Below are 22,372 nucleotides of genomic sequence, written 5' to 3' on the forward strand. Positions count from 1 at the left end.
CTAGTTCTTTTTGAAAGGTAATCCTAATTGAGTTAATAATGATTTTGCCTCTTTATCTGTCGGCGCAGAAGTTACAAAGGTAATATCCATTCCGTTTATTCTATTGATTTTATCAATATTTATCTCAGGAAAAATAATTTGCTCAGTAACACCAAGGTTATAATTACCTCTACCATCAAATCCAGTAGCTTTAATACCTTGAAAATCCCTAACACGTGGCAAGGCACTAGTAACTAAACGATCAAGAAATTCATACATTCTTTCACCCCTTAATGTTACCTTACAACCAATAGGCATTCCTTTTCTAAGTTTAAAAGACGCAACATCTTTCTTAGATATTGTAGTTACAGATTTTTGACCTGTTATTGTTGTAAGCTCCTCAACCGCGTGATCAATTAACTTTTTATCAGCAACAGCAGCACCAACTCCTCTACTTACTACAATTTTCTCTAGTTTAGGGACTTGCATAATGTTCTTATACCCAAACTCTTCTTTAAGAGCGCCAATAACACGCTCATTATATTCTTTCTTTAACCTTGTAACGTAAGCCATAACTATATTACTTCATTAGATTTTTTAGAGAATCTTACTTTTTTCCCATCTCTAACCTCGTAACCTACTCTCGTAGTTTCACCAGATTTTGAATCTATCAAAGATAAATTAGAAATATGAATAAGTGCCTCTTTTTTTACTATACCACCTTGAGGGTTTTTTGCACTAGGCTTTTCGTGTTTAGAGACCATATTAGCCCCTTCTACGATAGCTTTATTTTTGTCAAAATCTACCTTCATAACCTTACCTTCAACACCTTTATGGTCTCCAGCTACGATTCTTACGATATCTCCTACTTTTATTTTTAGCTTTTTCATCTGTTCTAAATGTTATAGCACCTCAGGAGCTAATGATACAATTTTCATGAACTGTTTGTCACGAAGTTCTCTAGCTACAGGTCCGAATACACGAGTTCCTTTCATTTCACCCGTTGGGTTTAATAAAACACATGCGTTATCATCAAAACGAATATAAGAACCATCTTGTCTTCTTACTTCTTTTTTTGTTCTAACAACAACCGCAGTAGAAACAGCACCTTTTTTCACAGTACCATTTGGAGTAGCTTCCTTAACAGCTACTACAATTTTATCTCCTACAGAAGCGTATCTTCTTTTTGTACCACCTAATACTCTGATTGTCAAAACTTCTTTTGCACCAGTATTATCAGCTACTTTTAATCTTGATTCTTGCTGTAACATAATTATTTAGCTCTTTCAATGATTTCAACTAATCTCCAACATTTGGTTTTACTTAATGGACGGGTCTCCATTATTCTCACAGTATCACCTATGTTGCAATCGTTTTTTTCATCGTGTGCAACATATTTTTTAGTTCTTAAAACGAACTTTCCGTACATAGGATGCTTTACTCGCTTAACTTCTGAAATCACAATTGATTTCTCCATTTTATTACTAGTAACAACTCCTACTCTCTCTTTTCTTAAGTTTCTTTTTTCCATAAAGCAGAACCAGTTATTGGTTATCCCTTTTAGTTAATTCTGTCGCTATTCTAGCCACTATTCTTCTCGCTTTTCTTATTTGAAGCGGGTTCTCAAGTGGTGTTACACTGTGAGCTATTTTCATATCTGAATGTTGCTTTTTAGCTTCAGCTAATTTCAAGCCTAATTCTTCAACAGATAATTCCTTTACTTCTGATTGTTTCATGATTCTTTACAATTAAAAATTAAGCTGAATAATCTCTAGCAACAATGAATTTTGTTTTTACTGGCAACTTCTGCGCCGCAAGACGTAAAGCTTCTTTTGCGATCTCTTGAGATACACCACCGATTTCAAACATAATTCTACCTGGCAATACAACAGCAACAAAGTACTCAGGAGCACCCTTACCTTTACCCATACGAACCTCTAAAGGCTTTTTGGTAATTGGCTTATCTGGAAATATTTTAATCCACATTTGCCCTTCTCTTTTCATATATCTAGTAGCTGCAATACGTGCAGCTTCTATTTGTCTAGACGTTATAAAACTTGTATCCAAAGATTTTATACCGAACATACCATTGGAAAGTTGGTGACCTCTACCAGAGATACCTTTCATTCTTCCCTTTTGCGTCTTACGAAATTTCGTTCTTTTTGGTTGTAACATTTTTTCTTACTTCTTTAAAAAATTACTTTCTACGACGTGGCTTCTTGTTACCATCCTGCTTCCCTCCTTTAGATGATTGACCTTTTTCCATGCCAACTAAAGGTGATAGATCTCTCTTACCATATACTTCACCTTTCATGATCCATACTTTTATACCTAATCTTCCATAAGTAGTATGAGCCTCGTGTAAAGCATAATCAATATCAGCTCTAAATGTAGATAATGGTATTCTTCCATCTTTATAAGACTCAGAACGGGCCATTTCAGCTCCATTTAAACGTCCAGAAATTTGAACTTTGATTCCCTCTGCATTCATACGCATTGCAGCTGCAATTGACATTTTGATAGCACGTCTAAACGAAATTCTATTTTCAATTTGACGAGCAATACTAGCCGCAACTAAATTTGCATCAACTTCAGGTCTCTTAATTTCAAAAATATTTATTTGAACCTCTTTATCAGTAATCTTCTTAAGCTCCTCCTTCAACTTATCTACTTCCTGACCACCTTTACCGATAATAATACCAGGTCTAGCAGTTGTAATAGTAATAGTTATAAGTTTTAGAGTACGCTCAATAATAACTCTTGACACACTCGCCTTAGCTAAACGTGCATGAACATATTTTCTGATTTTATCGTCTTCGGCTAATTTATCACCGTAATCATTTCCACCATACCAGTTAGATTCCCATCCTCTGATGATACCTAAACGAATTCCTATTGGATTTGTCTTCTGTCCCATACTCTAGCTTTGTACGTTATTGTTAGAATCCAATACTAATGTAACATGATTGGAACGTTTTCTAATTCTATGTGCTCTACCCTGCGGAGCAGGTCTAAGTCTTTTCAACATAGCCCCACCATCAACTCTAATCTCCTTAATAAAGAGAGCAGCATCTTCAACACTAGCGTCTTCATTTTTAGCTTGCCAGTTAGCAATTGCTGATAAAAGCAATTTCTCTAATTTACGAGAAGCCTCTTTAGAATTGAATTTTAAAATAGCAAGTGCTTTTTCAATTTCAACACCCCTTACCAAGTCAGCAACTAAACGCATCTTTCTTGGTGAAGTAGGACAGTTATTTAACTTAGCAAAAGCAATCTGCTTTTTCTCTGCCTTTATTCTTTCGGCCATTTGTTTTTTACGAACTCCCATAGCTTACTTTTTTCCTTTATTTTTCGTACCTCCATGACCCCTAAAAGATCTAGTTGGTGAAAATTCTCCTAATTTATGACCAACCATGTTTTCTGTAACAAATACAGGAACAAATTGCCTACCATTATGAACAGCTATAGTTTGACCAACAAAATCTGGTGTTATCATAGAAGCTCTTGACCATGTCTTAACGACTGCCTTTTTACCAGAATCTACATTCTGTTGAACTTTCTTTTCTAAACTAAAGTGAACATAAGGTCCTTTTTTCAGTGAACGTGCCATTTCTTTCTACTTTTTATTTCTTTCTACGTTCTAATATATATCTATTTGTAGCCTTAGTCTTAGAACGAGTTCTATATCCTTTAGCAGGAATACCGTTCTTAGATCTTGGATGACCACCCGAAGCTCTACCTTCACCACCACCCATTGGGTGATCGACAGGGTTCATTGCTACCGGTCTAGTTCTAGGTCTTCTACCTAACCACCTACTTCTACCCGCTTTACCAGATACCAATAACTGGTGATCAGAATTAGATACCGCACCAATTGTAGCTAAACACAAAACTAAAATCAATCTAGTTTCACCTGATGGCAATTTAACTGTAGCAAATTTACCATCTCTCGCCATTAATTGAGCGAAAGTTCCAGCACTTCTAGCCATTACAGCTCCCTGACCAGGACGCAACTCTATACAAGAAATAATAGTACCTAAAGGAATAACACTTAAAGGAAGTGCATTTCCTATTTCAGGAGTTGCATTCTCGCCAGAAGAAATCTCCTGACCTACCTGCAATCCATTTTGAGCTACAATATACCTCTTTTCATTATCTGCATATTTCACTAAAGCAATAAATGCAGTTCTATTTGGATCGTACTGTATTGACTCAACAACACCAGCAACATCTTGCTTGTCTCTTTTGAAATCAATAACACGATACCTTCTCTTATGACCACCACCTCTGTGTTGGATAGTCATTTTACCTTGACTGTTTCTACCTCCAGATTTTTTTAACGAAGAAAGCAAGCTTTTCTCCGGCTTATCAGTAGTAATGGCGTCAAATCCATTAACTACTCTAAAACGCTGACCTGGAGTGATTGGTTTTAATTTTCTAACTGACATTTCTTGTCTTTATAGATTATTGTAATAATCAATTATATCTCCTTCAGCAACATCTACAATTGCTTTCTTAAAAGCATTTGATTTACCGTGTTGCACTCCGGTTTTTGTATAACGGGTCTTTCTTGAAGGACCGTAATTCATTGTTCTAACTTTATCAACCGAAACTCCATAAGTAGTTTCAACAGCTTCTTTTATCTGTAGTTTGTTCGCTTTTGGATTAACAATAAATCCATAACGATTATACAACTCACTATCTGAAGTCATTTTTTCGGTAATAATAGGCTTTATTAACACACTCATGTCTCTACTATTTTGTTAAGTTAGACTCTATTCCTTCTAAAGAACCTTCTAGAAGTACAATATTATTAGCATTTAAGATCTTATAAGTGCTTAAGGCTGAGTTGGTTACAACTTCAGTCCCTTTTAAATTGCGTGACGACAAATATACATTATTATTTGAATCACCCAACACAAATAGAGATTTTTTATTTTCCAATCCTAAAGACTTTAAAACATTTTTAAAATCTTTCGTTTTTGGAGCTTCAAAATTGAAATTTTCAACAACTAAAATCGACTTTTCATTTGATTTTATAGTTAAAGCTGATTTTCTAGCTAAACGTTTTAAATTCTTATTCAATTTCTGCTTATAATCTTTAGGTCTAGGGCCAAAAATACGACCACCACCTCTAAAAACTGGAGATTTAATACTACCCGCACGAGCAGTACCTGTTCCCTTTTGTTTTTTAATTTTTCTTGTACTACCAGCTATTTCAGCTCTTTCTTTTGCCTTATGCGTACCTTGTCTTTGGTGCGCTAAATACTGTTTTACATCCAAGTAAACAGCATGCTTATTTGGCTCTATCGCGAATACAGAATCAGAAAGCTCAACCTTTCTACCTGTTTCTTTTCCTTTAATATCTAAAACTGCTACCTTCATTACTTCTCAATAGTTACGTAAGCGTTCTTATGACCAGGTACACAACCTTTTAAAACTACAAGGTTTTTTTCTGGAACTACTTTTAAAACTTTAAGGTTTTGAACAGTTACTCTATCACCACCCATTCTACCTGCCATTTTCATTCCTTTGAAAACGCGAGCAGGATAAGAAGCAGCACCTACAGAACCTGGAGCTCTTAACCTGTTATGCTGACCGTGAGTAGCTTGACCCACACCCGCAAAACCATGTCTTTTAACAACACCTTGAAAACCTTTACCTTTTGAAGTGCCTATTGCATCAACAAATTCACCTTCTGCAAACAAATCAGCACCAATGGTGTCTCCTAGTTTGTAATCACCTTCAAAATCTCGGAATTCAACGACTTTTTTCTTAGGAGAAACACCTGCTTTTTTAAAATGGCCTGATTCAGCCTTATTAGCACGTTTTTCTGCCTTGTCATCGAAACCAAGCTGAAGGGCACTATACCCGTCCACCTCTAAGGTTCTGACTTGGGTAACTACACATGGACCAACTTCGATTACTGTACATGGCATATTTTTACCATTTTCATCGAAAATACTAGTCATGCCTACTTTCTTTCCTATTAACCCAGACATATTTAATTTAATTAATTAGTATTAACTTTTATTATTCACTTTTATTCAAAAAATCAGGGCCAAAAATAAATCGACCCTGATTTTATTTTTTTCCGTTTTTCCTTTGCGAAACGCTTAGGACATGTATATCGTAATTACATAAATTACGACAAGATAATTAAACCTTGATCTCTACCTCAACTCCACTAGGAAGCTCTAATTTCATAAGAGCATCAATAGTTTTCGAAGAAGAACTATAAATATCCAAAAGTCTTTTATAAGAACTTAATTGAAACTGCTCTCTCGATTTTTTATTAACGTGAGGAGAACGTAGTACAGTAAATATTTTCTTATGCGTTGGTAATGGAATTGGACCAGTTACAACAGCACCTGTAGTTTTTACAGTTTTTACGATTTTTTCAGCAGATTTATCTACTAAATTATAATCGTATGATTTTAGTTTTATTCTAATTTTTTGACTCATTTTCGTAAAATTAAGCTGTTAAACCTTTTGCCGCTTTGATAACTTCTTCAGAAATATTAGAAGGAGTCTCAGCATAGTGTGAAAATTCCATTGTTGATGTAGCTCTACCTGAAGACATAGTTCTTAATGCCGTAACATAACCGAACATTTCCGATAATGGAACTTCACCTTTTATCACTTTAGCACCAGCTCTATCACTCATATTAGTAATAGTACCCCTTCTTCTGTTTAAATCTCCAACAATATCACCCATGTTTTCCTCAGGTGTTAAAGCTTCAATTTTCATAACAGGTTCCATAATTACGGCTCCAGCAGCTTTACCAGCAGCTTTATAACCCATTTTAGCAGCTAATTCAAAAGAAAGTGCATCAGAATCGACAGGGTGAAAAGAACCATCTGTCAAAACAACCTTCATACGATCCATTTCATAACCCGCTAAAGGACCAGCCTGCATTGCAGATGTAAACCCTTTTTGAACAGCAGGAATAAATTCCTTAGGAATACGACCACCTTTAATTTGATCAACAAACTGTAAACCAGTTCCTTCGAAATCATCATCAGCAGGACCCATTTCAAATACAATATCACCAAACTTACCACGACCACCAGATTGCTTCTTGTAAGTTTCCCTATGACTAGCCGTTTTAGTTAAAGCTTCCTTATACTCAACCTGAGGCTGACCTTGACTTACTTCAACTTTAAATTCACGTCTTAAACGATCTACAATAATATCTAAGTGAAGCTCACCCATACCCGATATAATTGTTTGACCAGAAGCCTCATCAGTTCTAGCTGTAAATGTAGGGTCTTCTTCAGAAAGTTTAGCCAAAGCCATTCCTAATTTATCAACATCTGCTTTAGTTTTAGGCTCTACAGCTATACCAATAACAGGATCAGGAAAGTCCATACTCTCTAAAACAATTGGATGCTTCTCAGAAGACAATGTGTCACCAGTTTTAATATCCTTAAAACCTACAGCAGCACCTATATCTCCAGCCTCTATATAATCAATTGCGTTTTGCTTATTAGCATGCATTTGATAAATTCTAGAAATACGCTCTTTATTACCAGAACGATTATTTAAAACATAAGAACCCGCATCTAATCTACCAGAATACGCTCTAAAAAATGCTAAACGACCAACAAACGGATCAGTTGCAATTTTAAAAGCTAAAGCAGCAAACGGCTCCTTAACATCTGGCTTTCTAGTGATTGGCAATTCAGTATCAGGATCTGTACCCGTAATTGCTTCCTTATCCAAAGGAGAAGGCAAGTAACGACAAACAGCATCTAACAAAAACTGAACACCTTTATTTTTAAATGACGAACCACAAATCATAGGTATGATACTCATATCCATAACCGCAGCCCTTAAAGCAGCATGCACCTCATCTTCCGTAATAGAGTTTTCATCTTCGAAAAATTTCTCCATCAAAGTATCATCATATTCAGCAACTGCCTCAATAAGATTAGCTCTATACTCTCTAACTTCTGCCTTCATTTCTTCAGGAATATCAACTACATCAAAAGTTGCCCCAAAGTTATCTTCATGCCATATAATAGCTCTATTTTTAACTAAATCAACGACACCTCTAAAGTCCGCTTCATCACCTATCGGTAAAACTATTGGAACAGCATTTGATTTCAACATCTCTTTGATTTGCTTACAAACCATTAAAAAGTTAGAACCCTGTCTATCCATTTTATTCACAAAGCCCATTCTTGGAACTTTGTAATTATCAGCAAGTCTCCAGTTAGTTTCAGACTGAGGCTCTACACCATCAACCGCACTAAACAAGAAAACTAAACCATCAAGAACACGTAAAGAACGGTTTACTTCAACCGTAAAATCAACGTGGCCAGGAGTATCAATAATATTAAAGTGATACGGCTTAGTTTCATCAATTTTCTCCCCATTTTTCATTGGAAAATTCCAAGTACATGTAGTAGCCGCAGAAGTAATTGTAATACCACGCTCTTGCTCCTGCTCCATCCAATCCATCGTAGCAGCACCATCATGCACTTCTCCAATTTTATGACTTACACCCGTATAAAATAATATACGTTCAGTTGTTGTTGTTTTTCCCGCATCAATATGAGCAGCAATACCTATATTTCTAGTAAATTTTAAATCTCTTGACATTTCTGATAATTAAAATCTAAAGTGAGAGAAAGCCTTGTTAGCCTCTGCCATTTTGTGAGTATCTGTTCTTTTCTTGACTGCAGCACCCTCTTCTTTAGCAGCTGCTAGTATTTCACCAGCTAACTTCTGTGACATAGCTTTTTCATTTCTCTTACGAGAAAAACTAATTAACCACTTCATAGCTGTTGATATTTTTCTATCCGGTCTAATTTGCATAGGAATCTGGAATGTAGCACCCCCAACTCTTCTACTTCTAACCTCTACATGAGGCATAACATTAGAAAGAGCATCTTTCCAAATCTCTAAAGCCGTCTTTTCTTCGTCTGTTTTCTTTTCCTCTACAATATCAATTGCATCATAGAATACTTTGTATGCTATAGACTTCTTACCATCCCACATCATCATGTTAACAAAACGCGTCACTAACTGATCATTAAATCTTGGATCCGGTAAAAGAGGTCTCTTCTTAGCCTGTTTTTTTCTCATTGTTTCTGTTTAAAGCTTGATTACTTCTTAGGTCTTTTAGCACCATACTTAGATCTACGTTGAGTTCTCCCAGCAACACCTGCTGTATCCAAAGCACCTCTAACGATATGATACCTAACACCTGGTAAATCTTTAACTCTTCCGCCCCTTACTAATACTATCGAGTGCTCTTGAAGATTATGTCCTTCTCCAGGGATGTATGCATTTACTTCCTTACCATTCGTCAACCTAACCCTTGCAACTTTACGCATTGCAGAATTTGGTTTTTTAGGCGTCGTAGTGTAAACACGAGTACAAACCCCTCTTCTTTGAGGACAAGAATCCAAAGCAGCCGATTTACTCTTCTTAGTAATCGTGGCCCTTCCTTTTCTTACTAATTGTGAAATTGTTGGCATACTATAATTGTATCTTATATATAACTTACCCTATTTTAAGGGTCGGCAAATGTAGTGATTATTACTTACAATTCAAACACTCAAGCATTTATTTTAAAAAATAGTTTAAAACTCGTAAAGAAAATAAGTTTTGAAAAAAGAACATTACGCCGATTTGCATAATAATAATTTAGGATGCTCTAAATTAATAATACAGCAAAATAAAACTGTCAAAAAAGAGAATTAACAATCCATTAACAGTCCTTTAACAAGTTCATAAAATATTCTTAATTTTTATTAGGAATATTAACTTCTAATTAAGACTTTCGCTTTAACTAATTCAAATAAATTAATAATGAAAACAAATTTAAAAGGAATTTTCACGCTTCTTTTAGCGTTTGTTGTGCATTTAACATTTGCGCAAGAAAAAACAATTTCCGGTACGGTCTCAGACCAAGATGGCCTCCCTCTACCCGGTGTAAACATCTTAGTAGTTGGAACATCTAACGGTACTCAAACTGATTTTGATGGAAACTATACTATCAAAGCTGATACGGGCACAACAATCTTATTTTCCTATGTTGGACAAAAAGATAATAAAGTGGTTGTAGGTTCTAGCTCAACTATTAATATTCAAATGACTGAGGATGCCGAAGCACTTGAAGAAGTTGTTGTTACCGCTTTAGGTATCAAAAAAGCTGAAAAATCGATTGGTTATGCTGTTCAAAATGTTAAAGGTGATGATATCGCTCAATCACGAGAAGCTAACTTAGTAAATGCATTAAGTGGTAAAGTTGCTGGTGTACAAATTACTAATAGTAGTGGTGCAGCGGGAGCATCTTCACGTATTGTTCTTCGTGGAGCTTCTTCTATTACAGGAAATAATCAACCATTATTTATTATAGATGGTATTCCTATAGATAACAGTAACCAAGGTGATGCTGACGCATTTGGTGGAATTGATTTACCAAATGGAGCTGCTGATATTAACCCTGATGACATAGCATCTGTTTCTGTTTTAAAAGGACCTAATGCAGCTGCTATATATGGATTAAGAGCATCTAATGGTGTAATTGTAATTACAACAAAAAGAGGGACAAAAGGAAAAGCTTTAGGAGTTACGATTAGTAGCTCAGTAAGCTTCGAAAACCCACTTCTTTTACCAAGTTTTCAAAATTCATACGGACAAGGTAATGTTACTAATAACTTTGACTGGATAGATGGAACAAATGGAAATGGTGGTGTGGATGAAAGCTGGGGCCCTCCAACTGATGTTGGATTAGAATTTGTTCAGTGGAATTCTTATACTGTAGATGGAGCTCCATTACCATGGGTATCTCAACCAAATAACGTTAAGGACTTTTACCAAACAGGTGTTAGCTTAAATAATAACGTTTCTTTAAGTGGTGGTAGCGAAAAATCATCTTTCAGACTTTCTTTTTCTGGTTTTGACCAAAAAGGTATGGTTCCATTTACTGATTTCAAACGTTATACAGTTGGTGGTAACTTCACTCACGAATTATCTTCCGCAATAAGCGCAGGTTTAAATGTAAGATACATAAAATCAGGAAGTGACAATGTAGTAACTCAAGGGTATAGCAATGACAACCCTACACAACAGATTAATGGTTTCGCAGGTAGAAACGTTGATTTTTCTGCATTACAAGACTGGCGTAATCTGCCACTTGCAGCAGTAGGTACAAATGCAGAAGGAACTCCAATAAACTGGAATACAGTTTACCAAAACAATGTTTACTGGCAATTAGAAACTAATACGAATGCTTTTAATAAAGATAGAGTTATTGGTGGTGCTAATGTATCTGTTAATCTTACTGATAAATTAACGGTAACTGGTAGAACAGGTATTGACTACTGGACATCTAATGTAACTGTTAAAAGAGCTCAAGGAAGTAATGCTGACCCTGAAGGAAGATTTAGCCTTGATACTCAATCAAGATATGAGATTAACTCTGAAGCTCTATTTTCATATAGTACAGAGATAAATGACGATTTTGATTTATCTTTAAATGTTGGTGGAAATAGTTTAGTCCGCACATTTGACCGTGTACAGATGGAAGCTCCTCAATTAGAACTTCCTGGAATATATAATATCAATAATGTGAAGTCAGGTATTACACCTGTAATTTCTAATTACACTAGTGAACAAAGAATTAATAGTGTATACGGTTTCGGACAATTAGGTTATAAAAACATGTTGTTTTTAGACTTTACTGCAAGAAATGATTGGGCTAGTATTTTACCTGTTAATAATAATTCATTTTTCTATCCTTCAGCAACACTTAGTGCTGCTTTAAATGATATATTCAAGATGCCTAAAGATAAAGTATCTCTTTTAAAACTTAGAGGTGGATGGGCTCAAGTTGGTAGTACAGGAGTATTAGATCCTTACCAATTACAACCGGTATATCAATTTAGCGACACCCCTTTTGGAAGTACATCTTTAGCATTTTTCCCTAGTTCATTAAACAACCCTAACATTGGTCCTGAAACTACAACCAGTATCGAGGCTGGTATAGATTTAAGATTGTTTAAAAACAGATTAAGATTTGATGCTACATATTATGACTCTACCAGTGAGGATTTAATTGTTGATGTACTTGTTAGTGGATCAAGTGGTATTACTTCTACAATTCAAAACATTGGAGAACTAAACAATAAAGGTATTGAAATACAATTAGGAGGTACCTTAGTAAGGACTGATAATTTATCTGTAGATTTAGATTTAAACTTCGGAAAAAACAACAACAAAGTTGTTTCTCTTGGAGATAATTTAGAAACTTTAGTTATAGGTTCTCAATGGAATGTAAATACAGAAGCTAGAGTTGGCTTACCATATGGCTCTTTATTTGGCCCTGCTTTTGAAAGAAGTCCTGATGGTGAAGTAGTTTACGTTAATGGACTACCTCAGATTGCTGATGAAAATAAAGTTTTAGGTGATATTCAACCTGACTGGACTGGTGGTGCTAATTTAACTGTAAATTATAAAAACTTCAGTTTTGGAGCTCTTGTTGATGCTAAAATTGGAGGTGACATTTACTCTATTACAAATACTTGGGGTAGATACGGTGGTATATTAGAAGAAACATTAATTGGTAGAGAGACAGGTGTAGTTGGCGATGGTGTTAAACTAAACTCAGAAGGTGTTTATGTACCTAATGATGTTGTTGTATCTGCTAAACAATATAATCAAAATGCTTTTAGTAATTCAATTGCTGAAAGTTCTGTTTTTGATGCTTCTTATGTTAAATTAAGACAAGTATCTGTAGGCTATAGCATACCTAGTAAAATGCTTTCAAATACACCTTTACAGTCATTAACATTTTCTGTAGTTGGTCGTAACTTAGCAATTTTACATAAAAATGCTCCACATATTGATCCTGAAAGTGCTTTTAGTGATTCAAATGCAAGTCAAGGACTAGAGTCTGGACAAATACCTTCTGCACGCAGCGTTGGTTTTAATATTAATGCTAAATTCTAAAAAATATTATGAAAAATAAAAGTATAATACTTGTAGTTCTTTGTACTCTACTCACATTCTTCGTAGGTTGTGATAGGGATTTCGAAGAAGTTAACTTAAACCCTAACGACCCTACAGAAGTTCCTGCAGATTTATTGTTAGGTAATCTTTTGTTCAATACAGCAAATGCACTATATTCTGTTCAAGCTTCAATTGACCAAGGAGCAGGATGGGCACAACAAATGGCTAAAGTTCAGTATAATGACGAAATGCGTTACATACCAAGAGAAGGTACAATCCTAGGTGCTTGGAATAATTTCTATGTAGTTACAGCCTCTGATGGTAAAAAAATGGCTGACTTAGCTATAGAGCAAGACAATACCGCTATTCAAGGTGTAGCTTTAGTGATGCAAGCTTATGGTTTTTTAATGTTAACCGATTTATTTGGTGATGTTCCATTTACTGAAGCTTTATCAGCTGAAGAAGGTAATACCTTAGCTGCTTACGATGAACAAGAAGTTGTTTATGCTGGATCAATAGCTTTCTTAGATCAAGCTATAGCATTACTTTCTTCAAGTTCAGATGAAATCAGTTCAAGTCAAGATTTAATTTATTCTGGTAATAAATCTTCTTGGATCAAGTTTGCTGCCTCATTAAAATTTAGAGCTTTAATGCGCCAATCTGGTGTAGTTGATGTTTCTAGTCAATTACAACAATTAGTTAATAGTGGTAACTTATTCACTTCAAGAGATGATGAAGCTAAATTTCCATATTTAGAAGCAGATCCTAGTGCAAATCCATTATTCGAAACAGTAGATTTTGGTGGTAGAGGTGAATATAAAATAAATCAAGTTTTAGTTGAGTATATGGATGGTACTAATGCTATTACAGATGCTAGACTTGCTGTTTATGCGGAACTTAATGATGACGATGAATACAGAGGAAAACCTTCTGGATTATTAGATTTACCAAGTGATGAATTTGGTTACACTAATGTTTCTGATATTGGCGCTAAGTACTTAGATCCAACAGCTCCTGGTTACTTTGTTTCTTATACTGAATTACAATTTTTATTAGCAGAAGCTGCTAAAAAAGGATTTATCAGCGGAGGAGATGCTGCTGCTGAAGCTTACTATTTAGCTGGTATAAGATCTTCTTTAGCAGAAAATGGAGTTGAAGATTCTTTCGACACTTATGTAGCTCAAGGTTCAGTAACTTATACTACAACTGCTGCAATAGAAAAAATTGCTTTACAGAAATGGGTTGCTCTTTACGGACAAGGAATGGAAACATGGATTGAATGGAGAAGAACAGGTGTTCCTGAATTAACTCCAGCAATAGGAAGTACATTAGGCTCTATACCTGTAAGATTTACTTATCCAAATTTAGAATCATCATTAAACGGAACTAATTATGATGCTGCGGTTTCAAGTCAAGGTCCAGATGCATTAACAACCCCAGTTTGGTGGGATAACAATTAAAAAAAACAGAAATGAAAAATATAAAATTTTTAACCTTAATTTTATTTCTAGCTTGTTTCGTACAATCATGCGATAATGACTTAGAAAAAAATGAATCTATAGTTCCTGAAGCTGTTGGTGGTTTGTTAACTGTAAACAATCAGGCAATATCTTATGTTGCTGGCTCTGATGGGACTTACACTTCAACTGGAAGTGTTTATCAAGGTGATGTATCTACAACTAAGATTGATGTATATAAATCATTCAGTACAACTGATGCTGTTAGTAATGAAGTATTGTTAACTTCATTAGATATTGAGCAAAACAGTGGCGCTACAGTGCCTTACAGCTTTAGTTTCACTTATGAAGATTTAGCTAGTGATTTAACTCTTGAAGGTGCTCCGCTACCAGCAACAGATTCATCATTGAATATTGGAGATTTCTGGACACTTAAGTATGTTGCAACAACATCAGAAGGCACTGTTCATGAAAATTCAGTAATAACTAAGGTTGCTGTTGGTACTAGATACGCAGGTGTTTATACCGTTGTTGAAAGTGCTTATTGGAATTCTGGAAGTAGTCAAGGTGGATGGAATGGAGATGAAGTAATTATTGAATCTGTTGATGCTTCAATTTACAGACATGTAGGTTTAGGTGCCTTCCCTGAAAACGAATACTATTTTACTGTTAATAATGAAACAGGCGTTATCACTATTTTACCAACAGACCCTGAAGGAAATGCTGTTTTACTTAATGATTCTCCAATAATGACATGTGCTGGAGCTAATGCTTTCGAAAGTCTTATTTGTGATGATACTACTAACCTAGCAACACCTGATGATGTAAATGGTGAAGATCAATTACAATTTACGACAGGATACTTTAGAGGCGTAGGTGCTACAAGAGAATTTTACGAGAAATTGGTGAAAAAGGTTGACTAATTAATATCCAAAAAATACAAAAATGAAAAATAAATTTTTAAAATATACTTTGGGCTTGGCAATTACAGCTTTCACGTTAGTGAGTTGTGATGACGACCAAAATGTTGATCAAAGTACATTGGTTCCTACAGATCCAACAGTGAGCGTAGCGTTATCTTTCGAAAATTCTACTACATTAATAGAGCAAAATATAGACTATACTTTTACGGTTTCATTAAGTGAGCCTCAGATAGTCGATGTAAAAGTCTATTTAAGCCAAACAGGTGGAGATGCTACTCTTGGTGAAGATTACGACATGCCAGATAGTGTAATTATTCCAGCAAATTCAAATTCTACTACAGGAGTAATTTCAATTTTAGAAGATGATGTAATTGAAGATTTAGAAACTGCAGTAATTACTATTGGTGCAGGAGTAAGAACAGCAAATGCAACTGTAAACTCTACAACTGTAACATTTAACATTGCCAATTTAACAACAGGTGATTTAATGGCTAACTTATCATGGGCTGCATCAGAAATTGCTACTAACAGCTTTGGTGAAGAAATAGAAGCTACTGATCTTGCAGATTTACGTCTTTTAGTTACAGATGCTCCTTACACTACTATCATCGAATCAGAAGATGGAGCAGGTTTTGAAACATTAACGTTAGGAGCTGATACTCCTGATGGTGAGTACTATGTTGTTGCTGATTTTTTCCAAGCTTCTGATATTGTACGTGATTTAGATTTAACTTTATCTATTGATCAAATTGGAGTTATTAATGGACAATCTTTCACATTCCCAGCTGCTTTAAATACTGGGTCTACTTGTTCTGCTGTTTACGCTATACTTGTAAAAGTTATTAAAAGCGGAAACACATATGAAATCGAAGAGGTAGGTCAGACAGTTACTGCTACTGATCTTAGTGCTTTTGTTGGCACTTGGTCTGGTACAGATTCGTTTGGATATGAAACGCAAGTGATAACTTCTTTAGATATTAATGGACAACTTCAAATCACAGGAATGGGACTTGGATGGATGTTAGATTATTGGGGAGAAATAGTAACTAATCAAGAAGTATTACCTGTTACAGTGAATGTTGAAACTGGTGAATTTACTATCGATGAGGCTTATTATTTAACTACAACTTATAATGGTGCTATTCAAGACGATTACAACTTAAGTGCAACGGGTACATTAAACCCTTGTTCTGGAGGAATGTCTATTGTTTACGACTTTATTCAAGCTGGAATATCGTATACTGAACAAGATTACGGACCAGGAGAGTTTTCTGAAAACATTACTGTTGATTAAAACAAATAGTATTAAATAAAAGAAAGGCTAGTTAATTAACTAGCCTTTTTTTATACCTTTACCCCAATGGAAAATACAACCCAAATTTACGGTATAAGAGCAATAATTGAAGCAATTAAAGCTGAGAAGCCAATTGATAAAGTTTTTATTCAAAAAGGCCTAAAAGGTGACTTATTCAAGGAACTAGAAACTGTTATTCGTAAAAATGGAATTAACTCTTCATATGTACCTATTGAAAAATTAAATAAATTAACTAGGAATAATCACCAAGGTGTAATAGCCAACATTTCTCCAATTCGTTTTTATGAATTAGAAGAACTTGTTGAAGGTGTAATTGCTAAAAAAGAAACTCCTTTATTTTTACTTTTAGATCAATTATCTGATGTTAGAAACTTCGGTGCAATAATAAGAACAGCTGAATGTACTGGTGTTGATGGTATTATTATACAAAAAAAAGGTACAGCTCCTGTTACCGGTGATACTATAAAAACTTCTGCAGGTGCTGCTTTCAAAGTTCCTATAGCAAAAGTTGACCACTTAAAAGATGCTGTGTATTTTTTACAATCTTCTGGAATAAAAATTATAGCTGCTACTGAAAAAACAGAATCTTCAATTTATGATGTTTCTTTCAAAGAAGGTTGCGCCATTATTATGGGTGCTGAAGATGTTGGTATCTCCCCTTCTATCCTTAAAGCTGTAGATGCCAAAGCAAAACTACCCTTGCTAGGTGAAATCGGATCTTTAAATGTTTCTGTTGCTTGTGGTGTATTTTTATACGAAACAGTAAGACAGAGAAGTTAATTTAATCTTTTTTATCTGTAGGTTTAATTTCTGGTTTAAAAACGTAATTATATAGAATCTCATCCTGGCTTTCAATTTCAGGCGATTTTTCTATAAAATTACCATCAGCGTCAAAATGCTGAAGAAACTCATCATCTTCTTCATTAAAATCATCTCTCTCCCAATCGTACTTTTTTTGTATTGGTAGCGACATTTTAAAAATTGAAGCAAACAACAAACCCGTCAAAAAACCAGCTAAATGTCCTTCCCATGATATATTTTCTTCAATTGGGAAAATATACCAAATTAAGCTTCCATAGACAAAAACCACAATTAAAGACAGCGCTACCAATCTGTAATATTTTGTAAAAATCCCTTTAAAAAATATAAAGCTAGCAAGTACATAGATAACACCACTGGCTCCTATATGAAAAGATTCTCTACCGATACACCATGTTAAAAAACCAGAGAGTAAAACACCATAAATAAGCACTCTGAAAGCTATTTTTTTATAGAAATAAAATAGAGAGCTTGTAAGTACTGCTAATGGGACAGTGTTATTAAACAAATGCTGCGCAGAACCGTGAATAAAAGGGCTAAATAAAATCCCTTTTAAACCAGATAATTTTCTCGGCATCACACCATACGAATTCAAATTTATACCTAATCGAATTTCAATAAGAAAAACAATCCAAATAGAAAGCACAAAAAGTATTGGCACAAGGATTACCGTATTTGAAAATTTAAAAAACTTATCCTCTTGCATATAACCAATTTATAAAATAGAATTCAAAAACACTACCAGAATTACAAAACATGATAAATTGTCATTCATAGAATTAGTATTTTTGTAATATGAATGAACCACTTGCAGAAAGAGTACGTCCAAAAAATCTAGAAGATTATATTAGTCAGCTTCATTTGGTAGGTGATAACGGGTCTTTAACACATCAAATTAAAAAAGGTATAATTCCTTCTTTAATTTTATGGGGACCTCCTGGAACTGGTAAGACAACCTTAGCTAATATAATTGCTAAGGAAAGTAATAGACCTTTTTATACACTTAGCGCCATTAATAGTGGCGTAAAAGATATTAGAGAAGTTATTGATAAAGCAAAACAAAGTGGAGGTTTATTTACCTCCAAAAACCCTATTCTGTTCATTGATGAGATTCATAGATTCAGTAAATCTCAGCAAGATTCTTTACTTGCTGCTGTTGAAAAAGGATGGGTTACTTTAATTGGAGCTACTACAGAAAACCCAAGTTTTGAAGTCATACCCGCATTATTATCTCGTTGTCAAGTTTACGTATTAAACGATTTTGGAAAAGATGACCTTATTGCTCTTTTAAAAAGAGCCATGAGTGAAGACTCTTACTTAAAATCTAAAAAAATTGAACTTAAAGAAACTGAAGCTTTACTTCGTTTATCTGGTGGAGATGGAAGGAAGTTATTGAACATATTTGAATTATTAGTCAATTCACAAAGCACGGATACCGTTATCATTACTGATGAATTGGTAATGCAAAAACTTCAAAAAAACACAGTTAGATATGATAAAACTGGTGAACAGCATTATGATATTATTTCTGCCTTTATAAAGTCTATTCGAGGTAGTGACCCTAATGGTGCAGTGTATTGGTTAGCTAGAATGATTGAAGGTGGTGAAGATGTAAAATTCATAGCAAGAAGAATGCTAATTTCTGCATCTGAAGATATTGGATTAGCAAATCCGACTGCTTTAGTAATGGCTAATACAACTTTTCAGGCTGTAACCACTATTGGTTACCCCGAAGCCAGAATAATACTTAGCCAGTGTGCTATATATTTAGCTACGTCACCGAAAAGCAATGGTAGTTACATGGCAATTAACAGAGCCTTAAAGACGGTTTCAGAAACTGGAGACCTATCTATACCATTAGCTCTAAGAAATGCTCCCACAAAGCTAATGAAAGACTTAGGTTACGGGGCAGAATATAAATACGCCCATGACTACCAAAATAATTTTGTAGAAGCCGAATTTTTACCTGAAGAAATATCAGGGAAATCATTTTATAAGCCTAATCAAAACCAACGTGAAAATGCTATAAAAGATTTTTTGAAAAATAGATGGAAAGATAAATATGATCTTTAAAATTTAATGTTTAATGTTTTCAATAAAAGTTTTCCTTCTAAATAATATTCAAAATACCATTGATTATTTTTAGAATATAGCAAGCCTGATGCACCACTTTCCTCTTCTCCAATAAAAATATTTTGCTGAGAGGTTTTAAACATTTTCATTACTATTTTGGGAGTACTATCTACCAACTGATATCCATTTTCAATACTTTGAGCATAAAAAATATTTGAATCTGTGTTGGGAGTTGTAGTACTAGTTGCTATAGCAGGTGAAATTTTTTCTACTTCTTCAACTATAACTTCTTGAACATTTGAAGTTTGAGTGTTTTCTTCTAATTTCTTAACATCATTCTTATAAGATATTGTAATTGGTTCTGATGCTTTTTTATTATAAACATAGGCATAACTTGATATCGTTTCAAAAGATTTATTAATAGACTCTGCATACGATAAATCAAATTCTTTTTGCTTGCTTACTCCTTCTTTTAATATAAAAATCTCTTTTGAGTTACAATCTTTAAAAACAACACTTGTTTTTGTTGTAAACATGTTTGAATTATCTAATAGATTTGCCGTTAAACCCATGCATCTATTATTACTTAATTCTGCTGGTAACTGATCATCATAAATTACATTAAACCCCTTTTCAGTAAGTAGATGCTTTACAAGCGTACTAGTTTTATACTGGTTTTGTTGCTTAAAAGCATCAAATTGTTTCGGAACAATAATATACTTGTAGTCGTTTAATTCTGTTTGTCCGTAAGTGTTAGATAGGAATCCTATTAAAAGTATTAGCAATATTTTCTTCATCATTGTATAATATTATTTCTTGCCCCAAGATATAATATTTAATCCAAATTGTAATGACGAATAATGGCTATCTGTAATATTAGCGTAGCCTATTAAGTTATCTGCCATAATATACATATTTACTGGACCTGCTTGTATACTAGCTCCTAAACCAATATTTGTATATGAAAATTTATCAACAGTATAAGTTGTTTTTACACTCATTACATTACCAAATCTATGCTGATAAAAAGCTGTTAACGCTGTTTGTGGACCTCTAGGTCTATTAATAGCGTATAGGTGTCCTCCAACACTATTCTTATAAGCCTTTGTTATTTTGCTTCCACCTGGACGCGTAGAACAATTACAATCTTGCCTAGAATCAATCTCATCACCAAAATCATGTCTAATTGAAGCATTCAATTTCGTTGGTCTGAATGTTAGATAATTTTCACTTGTAACTTCGTAAGGTACCATATCTCGTATATCATCAACAAGACTCTGCCATTGATCTTGCCCTACAACACCTAAATCTCTTGGCAAAATATATTCTAAGCCTTCAACACTTGCCGAACCTTTAAGGCTATATGTACGAACATCTTTATTATGGTATATAAAACCTATATCTAACAAACTACCTGTAATTTTTGTTTGTTCATTTAAGTGATACGTAAACCCAAGATCGAAACCAACACCTAAGTTACCACCCAAGAACGCTCTTTTAGATAAAATTTCAGAAATAGCCGGTCCGTTACTTATATTATCATCTTCAATAATATCTTTTAAATCGTAGACTCCTGAAGTTTGTAATTCAATATCAGCAACTATCGTATTTCGTATTAAATTATTATCACCTTCTGTTGTTGTAAAATAACCTCTATTACTAGTTGATGTTACATTAAATAAACTAGAATATAATTTAGCTCTAACTCCGAGGGTTAAATCTCTTGACACTTTTTTATTAACTCCGAAATGAAAGACATTTACTGCCTCACCTCTAAGTTTTATATCATTAAAATCAAATTTTTCATTTATCAAATTCGCATTACCCTCATATGCTAATGTTACAATGTCTTGCGGATAATAACCAATACCTTCTATTTCTGTATAAATACCAAAAGAATAATAGTTATCAGAATTTTTACCTCTAAAACCTCCATTCAATATTTCAACCTGAATATTACCACTCAGCTCATCTTTATTATCCATACCGTATACAACCTTCTCACGGAATTTTGTATCGTAAAGTACGCCATCATCTAAAAATAAATCGGTTGGTGTAGCCCCTGTGTTTCCAACCTGAAATGAAAAACCACCTAAAAGTGGCACACTAGAATGCCATTTATAACTAGTTGTCATACCTGGGTTTAACAACAGAGATTGAGGTACCTCTTCAAAATCATATAATAATTGTTTGTTCTGTGCTGATAATGCAGTGTTAAACAAAAATAATGATACTATTAAAATATAGAATATTCTCATTTTATTAATTGAATCTTAAACTCTCCTTTTGATTTTAAAATAACCTTTGGATCTGGATTACTAGATGTACTTACATTCCCGCTATTGTTTGTAAAGGTCAAGCGTATTTGTGATAAATTTTTAATTATTTCTATACTTTCACCACCAGGACCGTATATAGCCTCTCTAATCTCTGTTTCATTTTCTTCTAAATTAAAGGATTCATTTCCTAAAAAATTTCCATCTTCATCTAAAAATTCTATTAAAACATCTAATTCTTTGCTAGTGGTATTTATCAACTCATAAGTAATTGTACCAGAAAGCACCCTCCCTGAGAAAAAATCAACTTCAAATGCATCAAAATTTACCGTTTGTGTATACGTATTAATTGTTGTTGCATTCAAAAGGTCTTCAGGGGTTTCTAAATAAAGAATACTGCCTGTAACTGTAGGTCTAAACACGCTACTTACGCTTTCATCTACCAACTCATCTGCACAAGAAATAGCTAAGCTACATAGTATTATGGTTAATAACCCTATTATATATTTTCTCATTTTCATATCAAATTTTCATATATAATTACACAGATTCCAGCTGTGTAA

The 22,372-nt window shown here is 34.1% G+C and carries 27 protein-coding genes; 6 read left to right on the forward strand and 21 right to left on the reverse strand.

All coding sequences use genetic code 11. The features are described from left to right. From rplE to rpsL, 17 genes are all read right to left on the reverse strand, one after another. Positions 1-552, reverse strand: coding sequence for a 50S ribosomal protein L5 (rplE, locus tag H0I23_RS10690; RefSeq protein ID WP_216783294.1), 552 nt, complete (start codon positions 550-552; stop codon positions 1-3). Between the two features lie 2 nt (positions 553-554). After that, the gene (gene rplX, locus H0I23_RS10695) at positions 555-869 is read right to left on the reverse strand and encodes a 50S ribosomal protein L24 (protein WP_216783295.1); all 315 of its coding nucleotides are present in this window, start codon (positions 867-869) and stop codon (positions 555-557) included. 12 nt (positions 870-881) lie between these two features. Continuing rightward, positions 882-1,250 (reverse strand): 50S ribosomal protein L14, encoded by a 369-nt coding sequence (gene rplN, locus H0I23_RS10700; protein ID WP_216783296.1) that lies wholly within the window; start codon positions 1,248-1,250, stop codon positions 882-884. Between the two features lie 2 nt (positions 1,251-1,252). Further along, positions 1,253-1,510, reverse strand: a complete 258-nt coding sequence (gene rpsQ / locus H0I23_RS10705) for a 30S ribosomal protein S17 (RefSeq protein WP_216783297.1) — start codon at positions 1,508-1,510, stop codon at positions 1,253-1,255. Positions 1,511-1,523: 13 nt separating this feature from the next. Further along, positions 1,524-1,715, reverse strand: coding sequence for a 50S ribosomal protein L29 (rpmC, locus tag H0I23_RS10710; RefSeq protein WP_216783298.1), 192 nt, complete (start codon positions 1,713-1,715; stop codon positions 1,524-1,526). Between the two features lie 19 nt (positions 1,716-1,734). Next, positions 1,735-2,154: a 50S ribosomal protein L16 gene (rplP, locus tag H0I23_RS10715; RefSeq protein WP_216783299.1), complete on the reverse strand. Its 420-nt coding sequence runs from the start codon at positions 2,152-2,154 to the stop codon at positions 1,735-1,737. Between the two features lie 22 nt (positions 2,155-2,176). Continuing rightward, a complete protein-coding gene (rpsC, locus tag H0I23_RS10720; protein WP_216783300.1) occupies positions 2,177-2,896 on the reverse strand; it encodes a 30S ribosomal protein S3 in 720 nt (239 codons plus the stop codon). 3 nt (positions 2,897-2,899) lie between these two features. Continuing rightward, positions 2,900-3,307, reverse strand: coding sequence for a 50S ribosomal protein L22 (rplV, locus tag H0I23_RS10725; RefSeq protein ID WP_216783301.1), 408 nt, complete (start codon positions 3,305-3,307; stop codon positions 2,900-2,902). A gap of 3 nt (positions 3,308-3,310) precedes the next feature. Next, complete coding sequence (rpsS, locus tag H0I23_RS10730; protein ID WP_216783302.1) at positions 3,311-3,589, reverse strand: 30S ribosomal protein S19; 279 nt, start codon at positions 3,587-3,589, stop codon at positions 3,311-3,313. A gap of 13 nt (positions 3,590-3,602) precedes the next feature. Continuing rightward, positions 3,603-4,427 (reverse strand): 50S ribosomal protein L2, encoded by an 825-nt coding sequence (gene rplB, locus H0I23_RS10735; protein ID WP_216783303.1) that lies wholly within the window; start codon positions 4,425-4,427, stop codon positions 3,603-3,605. A gap of 9 nt (positions 4,428-4,436) precedes the next feature. Continuing rightward, complete coding sequence (gene rplW, locus H0I23_RS10740; protein WP_216783304.1) at positions 4,437-4,727, reverse strand: 50S ribosomal protein L23; 291 nt, start codon at positions 4,725-4,727, stop codon at positions 4,437-4,439. A 7-nt stretch (positions 4,728-4,734) separates the two neighbouring features. Beyond that, on the reverse strand, positions 4,735-5,364 hold the full coding sequence (gene rplD, locus H0I23_RS10745) for a 50S ribosomal protein L4 (protein WP_216783305.1): 630 nt from the start codon (positions 5,362-5,364) through the stop codon (positions 4,735-4,737). After that, positions 5,364-5,981, reverse strand: a complete 618-nt coding sequence (gene rplC, locus H0I23_RS10750) for a 50S ribosomal protein L3 (protein WP_216783306.1) — start codon at positions 5,979-5,981, stop codon at positions 5,364-5,366. The genes rplD and rplC overlap by 1 nt, the downstream gene beginning before the upstream one ends. Positions 5,982-6,138: 157 nt before the next feature. Next, positions 6,139-6,444: a 30S ribosomal protein S10 gene (rpsJ, locus tag H0I23_RS10755; protein ID WP_008613600.1), complete on the reverse strand. Its 306-nt coding sequence runs from the start codon at positions 6,442-6,444 to the stop codon at positions 6,139-6,141. A 10-nt stretch (positions 6,445-6,454) separates the two neighbouring features. Next, entirely contained in the window at positions 6,455-8,587 is a 2,133-nt protein-coding gene (fusA, locus tag H0I23_RS10760; RefSeq protein WP_216783307.1) for an elongation factor G, read from the reverse strand. A 9-nt stretch (positions 8,588-8,596) separates the two neighbouring features. After that, entirely contained in the window at positions 8,597-9,073 is a 477-nt protein-coding gene (gene rpsG, locus H0I23_RS10765; RefSeq protein ID WP_216783308.1) for a 30S ribosomal protein S7, read from the reverse strand. Between the two features lie 20 nt (positions 9,074-9,093). Continuing rightward, entirely contained in the window at positions 9,094-9,468 is a 375-nt protein-coding gene (rpsL, locus tag H0I23_RS10770) for a 30S ribosomal protein S12 (protein WP_013305196.1), read from the reverse strand. A 334-nt stretch (positions 9,469-9,802) separates the two neighbouring features. On the opposite strand from rpsL, the gene H0I23_RS10775 reads away from it, so the two are divergent. From H0I23_RS10775 to rlmB, 5 genes are all read left to right on the forward strand, one after another. Beyond that, positions 9,803-12,946, forward strand: a complete 3,144-nt coding sequence (locus H0I23_RS10775; protein WP_216783309.1) for a SusC/RagA family TonB-linked outer membrane protein — start codon at positions 9,803-9,805, stop codon at positions 12,944-12,946. An 8-nt stretch (positions 12,947-12,954) separates the two neighbouring features. Beyond that, entirely contained in the window at positions 12,955-14,406 is a 1,452-nt protein-coding gene (locus tag H0I23_RS10780) for a SusD/RagB family nutrient-binding outer membrane lipoprotein (RefSeq protein ID WP_216783310.1), read from the forward strand. Positions 14,407-14,417: 11 nt separating this feature from the next. Further along, positions 14,418-15,326, forward strand: a complete 909-nt coding sequence (locus H0I23_RS10785; protein ID WP_216783311.1) for a hypothetical protein — start codon at positions 14,418-14,420, stop codon at positions 15,324-15,326. A 22-nt stretch (positions 15,327-15,348) separates the two neighbouring features. Beyond that, the gene (locus H0I23_RS10790; RefSeq protein WP_216783312.1) at positions 15,349-16,620 is read left to right on the forward strand and encodes a hypothetical protein; all 1,272 of its coding nucleotides are present in this window, start codon (positions 15,349-15,351) and stop codon (positions 16,618-16,620) included. A 66-nt stretch (positions 16,621-16,686) separates the two neighbouring features. Next, positions 16,687-17,421, forward strand: coding sequence for a 23S rRNA (guanosine(2251)-2'-O)-methyltransferase RlmB (gene rlmB, locus H0I23_RS10795; protein WP_216783313.1), 735 nt, complete (start codon positions 16,687-16,689; stop codon positions 17,419-17,421). Between the two features lies 1 nt (position 17,422). Here the strand turns inward: rlmB and H0I23_RS10800 are convergent, their stop codons facing one another. After that, entirely contained in the window at positions 17,423-18,166 is a 744-nt protein-coding gene (locus tag H0I23_RS10800) for a rhomboid family intramembrane serine protease (protein WP_216783314.1), read from the reverse strand. 89 nt (positions 18,167-18,255) lie between these two features. Here H0I23_RS10800 and H0I23_RS10805 point away from each other — a divergent pair, with 89 nt between their 5' ends. Continuing rightward, positions 18,256-19,533 carry a replication-associated recombination protein A gene (locus H0I23_RS10805; RefSeq protein WP_216783315.1) on the forward strand — a complete coding sequence of 426 codons (1,278 nt, stop codon included), beginning with the start codon at positions 18,256-18,258 and terminating at the stop codon, positions 19,531-19,533. Here the strand turns inward: H0I23_RS10805 and H0I23_RS10810 are convergent. Genes H0I23_RS10810 through H0I23_RS10820 form a run of 3 tightly spaced genes read right to left on the reverse strand, consistent with a single transcriptional unit; the run spans position 19,530 to position 22,324 of the window. Further along, positions 19,530-20,333 (reverse strand): hypothetical protein, encoded by an 804-nt coding sequence (locus H0I23_RS10810; RefSeq protein WP_216783316.1) that lies wholly within the window; start codon positions 20,331-20,333, stop codon positions 19,530-19,532. The genes H0I23_RS10805 and H0I23_RS10810 overlap by 4 nt on opposite strands. 9 nt (positions 20,334-20,342) lie before the next feature. Next, a complete protein-coding gene (locus tag H0I23_RS10815; protein WP_216783317.1) occupies positions 20,343-21,791 on the reverse strand; it encodes a DUF5723 family protein in 1,449 nt (482 codons plus the stop codon). Next, on the reverse strand, positions 21,788-22,324 hold the full coding sequence (locus H0I23_RS10820) for a hypothetical protein (protein WP_216783318.1): 537 nt from the start codon (positions 22,322-22,324) through the stop codon (positions 21,788-21,790). Before H0I23_RS10820 ends, H0I23_RS10815 begins: the two co-directional genes overlap by 4 nt. Positions 22,325-22,372 lie beyond the last annotated feature (48 nt).

Source organism: Cellulophaga sp. HaHaR_3_176 (assembly GCF_019021925.1).
Lineage (GTDB): Bacteria > Bacteroidota > Bacteroidia > Flavobacteriales > Flavobacteriaceae > Cellulophaga.

Excerpts from the sequence above, each read along its gene's own strand:
- H0I23_RS10785 (WP_216783311.1), top strand. The coding sequence starts at position 14,418 with ATGAAAAATATAAAATTTTTAACCTTAATTTTATTTCTAGCTTGTTTC.
- H0I23_RS10820 (WP_216783318.1), bottom strand. The coding sequence starts at position 22,324 with ATGAGAAAATATATAATAGGGTTATTAACCATAATACTATGTAGCTTA.
- rpmC (WP_216783298.1), bottom strand. The coding sequence starts at position 1,715 with ATGAAACAATCAGAAGTAAAGGAATTATCTGTTGAAGAATTAGGCTTG.
- rpsQ (WP_216783297.1), bottom strand. The coding sequence starts at position 1,510 with ATGGAAAAAAGAAACTTAAGAAAAGAGAGAGTAGGAGTTGTTACTAGT.
- H0I23_RS10780 (WP_216783310.1), top strand. The coding sequence starts at position 12,955 with ATGAAAAATAAAAGTATAATACTTGTAGTTCTTTGTACTCTACTCACA.
- rplN (WP_216783296.1), bottom strand. The coding sequence starts at position 1,250 with ATGTTACAGCAAGAATCAAGATTAAAAGTAGCTGATAATACTGGTGCA.
- H0I23_RS10800 (WP_216783314.1), bottom strand. The coding sequence starts at position 18,166 with ATGCAAGAGGATAAGTTTTTTAAATTTTCAAATACGGTAATCCTTGTG.
- rplW (WP_216783304.1), bottom strand. The coding sequence starts at position 4,727 with ATGAGTGTGTTAATAAAGCCTATTATTACCGAAAAAATGACTTCAGAT.
- H0I23_RS10815 (WP_216783317.1), bottom strand. The coding sequence starts at position 21,791 with ATGAGAATATTCTATATTTTAATAGTATCATTATTTTTGTTTAACACT.
- rpsJ (WP_008613600.1), bottom strand. The coding sequence starts at position 6,444 with ATGAGTCAAAAAATTAGAATAAAACTAAAATCATACGATTATAATTTA.
- rpsL (WP_013305196.1), bottom strand. The coding sequence starts at position 9,468 with ATGCCAACAATTTCACAATTAGTAAGAAAAGGAAGGGCCACGATTACT.
- rplB (WP_216783303.1), bottom strand. The coding sequence starts at position 4,427 with ATGTCAGTTAGAAAATTAAAACCAATCACTCCAGGTCAGCGTTTTAGA.
- rplE (WP_216783294.1), bottom strand. The coding sequence starts at position 552 with ATGGCTTACGTTACAAGGTTAAAGAAAGAATATAATGAGCGTGTTATT.
- H0I23_RS10810 (WP_216783316.1), bottom strand. The coding sequence starts at position 20,333 with ATGATGAAGAAAATATTGCTAATACTTTTAATAGGATTCCTATCTAAC.
- rpsS (WP_216783302.1), bottom strand. The coding sequence starts at position 3,589 with ATGGCACGTTCACTGAAAAAAGGACCTTATGTTCACTTTAGTTTAGAA.
- rpsC (WP_216783300.1), bottom strand. The coding sequence starts at position 2,896 with ATGGGACAGAAGACAAATCCAATAGGAATTCGTTTAGGTATCATCAGA.
- rplX (WP_216783295.1), bottom strand. The coding sequence starts at position 869 with ATGAAAAAGCTAAAAATAAAAGTAGGAGATATCGTAAGAATCGTAGCT.
- H0I23_RS10775 (WP_216783309.1), top strand. The coding sequence starts at position 9,803 with ATGAAAACAAATTTAAAAGGAATTTTCACGCTTCTTTTAGCGTTTGTT.
- rplC (WP_216783306.1), bottom strand. The coding sequence starts at position 5,981 with ATGTCTGGGTTAATAGGAAAGAAAGTAGGCATGACTAGTATTTTCGAT.
- rplP (WP_216783299.1), bottom strand. The coding sequence starts at position 2,154 with ATGTTACAACCAAAAAGAACGAAATTTCGTAAGACGCAAAAGGGAAGA.
- fusA (WP_216783307.1), bottom strand. The coding sequence starts at position 8,587 with ATGTCAAGAGATTTAAAATTTACTAGAAATATAGGTATTGCTGCTCAT.
- rlmB (WP_216783313.1), top strand. The coding sequence starts at position 16,687 with ATGGAAAATACAACCCAAATTTACGGTATAAGAGCAATAATTGAAGCA.
- rplD (WP_216783305.1), bottom strand. The coding sequence starts at position 5,364 with ATGAAGGTAGCAGTTTTAGATATTAAAGGAAAAGAAACAGGTAGAAAG.
- H0I23_RS10805 (WP_216783315.1), top strand. The coding sequence starts at position 18,256 with ATGAATGAACCACTTGCAGAAAGAGTACGTCCAAAAAATCTAGAAGAT.
- rpsG (WP_216783308.1), bottom strand. The coding sequence starts at position 9,073 with ATGAGAAAAAAACAGGCTAAGAAGAGACCTCTTTTACCGGATCCAAGA.
- H0I23_RS10790 (WP_216783312.1), top strand. The coding sequence starts at position 15,349 with ATGAAAAATAAATTTTTAAAATATACTTTGGGCTTGGCAATTACAGCT.
- rplV (WP_216783301.1), bottom strand. The coding sequence starts at position 3,307 with ATGGGAGTTCGTAAAAAACAAATGGCCGAAAGAATAAAGGCAGAGAAA.